Source organism: Caballeronia sp. M23-90 (genome assembly GCF_053574605.1).
On record NZ_JBSIPA010000532.1, the window covers coordinates 1 to 4,245 of the forward strand.

A 4,245-nucleotide genomic window follows, 5' to 3' on the forward strand; every position below is an offset into this window, starting at 1 on the left:
TCGCCGCGCACTGGCGCGTGTGATCGTCGGGCGTGGCGCCGATACCCCCGGTCGAGAACACAACGTCGCCCGATGCAAACGCCCGCTTGAGCGTGGCTGTAATCCGCTCGCGGTTATCGCCTATATATTCGGCCCAATCCAGCGCCAGACCGCGCGCCGACAAAAATTCGATAACTTTTGGCAGATGCTTGTCGGACCTTCGGCCGGACAAGATTTCGTCACCAATGATGATCACGCCAAAGCCCATGAATGCTCCCTGATCTTAGTAATTAGCCGGAGTGTGCAACTCGGCAGCCGCGCCATGACCGCTCAGCGCAGGCGCTGTAGCGGTTTCGATGCGCAAGCGCTCGAGCGCATGCAAGCAATAATGTGCAAACCAGAGCGCCGAAAAAACCAGAATAAATGCGTAAATCCAGATGGTCGCCGCGGCGACGATCGGGAACAACGGCAGCAGCCATACTGACCACGCCCACAACATCGTCGGCAGAGACCCCAGCAAACCGCTGACCACACCAATACCAAACAGCGGCCAACGCGAGCGCCGCACGATCGTACGCCGCTCGTCTGCGCTGGCGTGCATCGCGAGCGCGTCATAAGTCATCACCCGGTACGTCAGCCAACCCCACAGCACGGGCGGAATGATTGCGAAAAATGGCGGAATCAGCCATAGCGGCAGCGTGACGACCAACAGCACGAGGCACACGACGGTAGTGACGACCGAATGCCCGAGACTGCCGTACCACGATCCGCCCCGCCGCATATCAAGCGATGCGTACTGGCGCCGTGTCAGCAGCTTGATCACCGACGGCATCGAAAGCGTCGCGATGAGCAGCAGAATGGTCACCACGATCAACGGGATTGCCATGATCACGATGAAAAACGGCGCGATCACGACATGCAGCGATGAGAACCCGACAGAATCGAAGAGCCGGTACATAGCCGATGTAAATGCCCAGCTGTCGAGCCAGTTGCGCGCAGCGCCTGTCAGCGTTTGCCAGAAAAACCACAAGACAGCGCCCCATGCGACCGTCGCCACGGCGAAGGGCATGAACGTCAGCCAGAGCATCCTCGGATGAAACGCGTTCGCGAGAGCACGCACGAACGAACGCAGCAAGTCATTCATGCGGAGATCGTTTGAGAGAGGGAAAGAAGCTAGGATAAACCAGAGCGCGCATTGCGCGCTGCTCGTCCGGATGGCTAACGCCGGCGTTGCAGAAAACATCGCCGGTTGCAGGCCGACAACAGAAATTGAAGCTGCGCGAGAGCGACTGCCTGCGCCGTGCACCGGTCAGTCCCAAAGAGAGCATCGCCGTGTCAGACTGCAAAAAATTGCGAAAACAGCAAAAAGCTCTCTCGAGAAAGGCCCGCTAAACCGCTGTGGCGTCAGAGTCGGACCCGGGCGCGCGCATTGCCCGGTGGGATGCGATGCGTTCTCCGATCCGTTTGAACGCCAGCCAGTGCTGCGCAATAAAACCGTCCCCGTAATCGCGTCCCGGTGCGTCCGGACTGGCCAGTTGATCCCGGATACCGGTCGGCTCGAGCTCGCGATTCCACGACACGCTCCTGAACATCATGTCCCACCACGGCAGCAGCACGCCGAAGTTGCATCCGTACGCCGTACCTTCGTGGCCATATCCGATCGCGTGATGCCGTCTGTGAAACGAAGGGCTGACCAGCAGACGTTCGCCCAACCAGCCGAAATACACGCGGATATTGGCGTGCTGAATACTTTGCATGAGGTTGGTGATCGCGACGAGCACGACGAATTGCGAAGGCGGCACGCCAATCACCAGCGCGATGGCAGCAAAGAAACCCGCTTGCATGATGTCGTCGAGCAAATGGTTCCGGTCGTCGGTCCAAAGCGACATTTTTTGCTGGCTGTGATGAACCGCGTGCAGCTCCCACCAGATACCGATTCGATGTTCCATCCGGTGATACCAATAGCCGGCAAAATCAAGCACAACCAGATAGATTGCGAATGCAACGATGGGTTCAGAGGTGACACCCGGCCAAAGATTGTCGAGCTGGAGGTTCGCTATATTGTGAATCCGCAGCCAGCTTTGAAAACTGTCGAAGAACGGCTGGAAGGTAAAGAAAAAGAACAGATTCAGAATGCCAAGCTTGACGATCCACGTATAGAGCGCGTCTACGCGCACGCCTTTCCTGTTTTCCCATTTCTCCGCCGGACGGAGCGCCTCCAGCGGTCTGAGGATCGCGTACATGACAAGCACTTCGAACACACCCACGATCACCCAATAGAGCGCGTCGTACGTGTCTTCGTCATAGCCCATCAAGCCGACCTTGAACAGGAGCGGCTGCACGACATCGATGTACAGGGATGTCTGAATTGTCGAGACAACCGTGTCCAGCATGGAAATGATGGATTGAAACATGAAACTCCGTAACCGTTACCAGGCGCTGCCGGCAAAGCATCGCCCTTCAACCTCAACGTGACTCGCGACCCGGCCCCTCGCCTCAGCCGCCGTTCGGGCCAAACACCGGCGCCCGGTCGTAAAAATAGATGCCATGCGGCGAACGGCCCACAGCGATTGTCTGTATGAGCTTGCGATTTGTCAGATCAATGATTCCGACTTTCTTCGCGAACCGGAACGTTACCCAAAGATAGCGTTTGTCAGCGGAAAGTTCCATATCGTCCGGACCGGGAAGCAGACCGGTGATGTCGCCGACATTCGTGAGCGAATCTTGGTCAATGACACTGATTGTGCTCGCGACGCGATTTGACACCACGACATGCTTGCCGTCCGCCAGCGAGCGGAAGTTATGCGCGCCGTTCCCGGTCTTGATTGTCTTGACGATCTTCTGGTTACGCCAATCCACCACGGCGACATAATCCGCGCCTGTCATGCCAACCAGCATGTACTTGTCGTTCGGCGTCATCCAGAGACCGGCGGGCACCGGCCCCACCTTCATCTTCCATTTCACGGTCTGCGTTGCCAGATCAATAGCTGCGATCTCGCCGGATACCTGTAGCGAAATGAACGCAGTCTTGCTGTCGTTCGTGAACGCGATATGGCTCGGCATGACCGCGAGCGGGATGCGCTTTGCGATCGAAATATTCTTGCCGTCATAGCGGTAGATGTCCAGCCGGTCGAGCCGCAAGCCGGTTGACACAAACCACTTGTTGTCCGGCGAAAAACCGACCTGATACGGGTCCTCGATATTTTCGACCCAGCGCTGAGGCTTGCCTGTTTTCGGGTCCACGAACATCAGGTTGTTCGACACCGAGTTCGCCACGATCAGCGACGAATTGTCCGGTGTTGCCATCAAATGATGCGGCTCCTTGCCGGTCGGAATCGTGGCCACGACCTGGCGAGTCGCTTCGTCGATGAGACTGAGCGTGGCTTCGCCTGAATTCAGCACGATCACGTTGTTGGCGTAGGCCGGCGCGTGGACGGAAAACGCCGAGAGCAATGCCGCAGTGGCCGCAGTCGCGCGGGAGAAACGAGTACGAAGGCGAGTACAAAGAAAATTGCGCATGAAAACTCAAGTCAGAAATCAGTCGACATTGTAGAACGTTTGCGCTTTTGAGAGGTTGAGCGGACGCAGGTTTTCCACGTTTTGTTGGCAATACCGCGCAAACGCCAGCGCGGTCACGTGCAAAGTTCGATGCCGCAAAAAACATCACCAGTCCACCGGCTCGACAACTGCCCCGAAGAGAAGCAGCCAAGCAACAGTGGAAAACGACGACGAAAATCTACCAGACATCACAAATTTTCACGCTTAAATCACTTAGTTTGCAATGCGAACCATTTATCCGACTCGCCCACTCAAATTAAGAAAGATCGTGTATATCGCCGGCGTTACAACGCGGATGATCCCGAGCTTCTGAGTCCGAAGCGCAGCATGCAGGAAGCTTGTCCAACGCCCAAGCGGGCCAGAATTTGCGAGGCGGGAGATCCTCGTTACCAGGAACGGTCACGTCCAACTCCGACCATCATCCGGACCCAGCGCGACCTGTTCCATCGATCAACCGACAAGTATTTGTCAAATTGTTAGACATCCTTCTTTCATGAATAGAATTTTCAAAGCAGTCTGGAACGAATCTTCCGGTACCTGGGTGGCAGCATCCGAGACTTCCAAATCGCATTCCAAGCGCAACCTGTTCCATCGATCAACCGACAAGTATTTGTCAAATTGTTAGACATCCTTCTTTCATGAATAGAATTTTCAAAGCAGTCTGGAACGAATCTTCCGGTACCTGGGTGGCAGCATCCGAGACTTCCA

Annotated in this window: 6 protein-coding genes; 2 read left to right on the forward strand and 4 right to left on the reverse strand. The window is 56.1% G+C overall.

The window, feature by feature from the left end:
* The 4 genes from ACRXB1_RS31850 to ACRXB1_RS31865 form a co-directional block, all read right to left on the reverse strand.
* On the reverse strand, positions 1 to 247 hold a 247-nt coding region (locus ACRXB1_RS31850), incomplete at its 3' end, for a molybdopterin-binding protein (protein WP_449494299.1).
* A gap of 15 nt (positions 248 to 262) precedes the next feature.
* Positions 263 to 1,123, reverse strand: coding sequence for an EI24 domain-containing protein (locus ACRXB1_RS31855; protein ID WP_449494300.1), 861 nt, complete (start codon positions 1,121 to 1,123; stop codon positions 263 to 265).
* A 244-nt stretch (positions 1,124 to 1,367) separates the two neighbouring features.
* On the reverse strand, positions 1,368 to 2,393 hold the full coding sequence (locus ACRXB1_RS31860) for a sterol desaturase family protein (RefSeq protein WP_174363257.1): 1,026 nt from the start codon (positions 2,391 to 2,393) through the stop codon (positions 1,368 to 1,370).
* Between the two features lie 82 nt (positions 2,394 to 2,475).
* Positions 2,476 to 3,498 carry a YVTN family beta-propeller repeat protein gene (locus ACRXB1_RS31865; protein WP_075360480.1) on the reverse strand — a complete coding sequence of 341 codons (1,023 nt, stop codon included), beginning with the start codon at positions 3,496 to 3,498 and terminating at the stop codon, positions 2,476 to 2,478.
* 532 nt (positions 3,499 to 4,030) lie between these two features.
* Between ACRXB1_RS31865 and ACRXB1_RS31870 the strand changes: the two genes are divergently transcribed.
* Both ACRXB1_RS31870 and ACRXB1_RS31875 read left to right on the forward strand, forming a co-directional pair.
* On the forward strand, positions 4,031 to 4,162 hold the full coding sequence (locus tag ACRXB1_RS31870) for an ESPR domain-containing protein (protein ID WP_449494301.1): 132 nt from the start codon (positions 4,031 to 4,033) through the stop codon (positions 4,160 to 4,162).
* Positions 4,163 to 4,175: 13 nt separating this feature from the next.
* Positions 4,176 to 4,245, forward strand: a 70-nt coding sequence (locus ACRXB1_RS31875) for an ESPR-type extended signal peptide-containing protein (RefSeq protein WP_449494302.1), incomplete at its 3' end; no start/stop codon positions are given.

Coding starts and splice junctions, on each gene's coding strand:
- ACRXB1_RS31855 (WP_449494300.1), bottom strand. CDS start 1,123: ATGAATGACTTGCTGCGTTCGTTCGTGCGTGCTCTCGCGAACGCGTTT.
- ACRXB1_RS31860 (WP_174363257.1), bottom strand. CDS start 2,393: ATGTTTCAATCCATCATTTCCATGCTGGACACGGTTGTCTCGACAATT.
- ACRXB1_RS31865 (WP_075360480.1), bottom strand. CDS start 3,498: ATGCGCAATTTTCTTTGTACTCGCCTTCGTACTCGTTTCTCCCGCGCG.
- ACRXB1_RS31870 (WP_449494301.1), top strand. CDS start 4,031: ATGAATAGAATTTTCAAAGCAGTCTGGAACGAATCTTCCGGTACCTGG.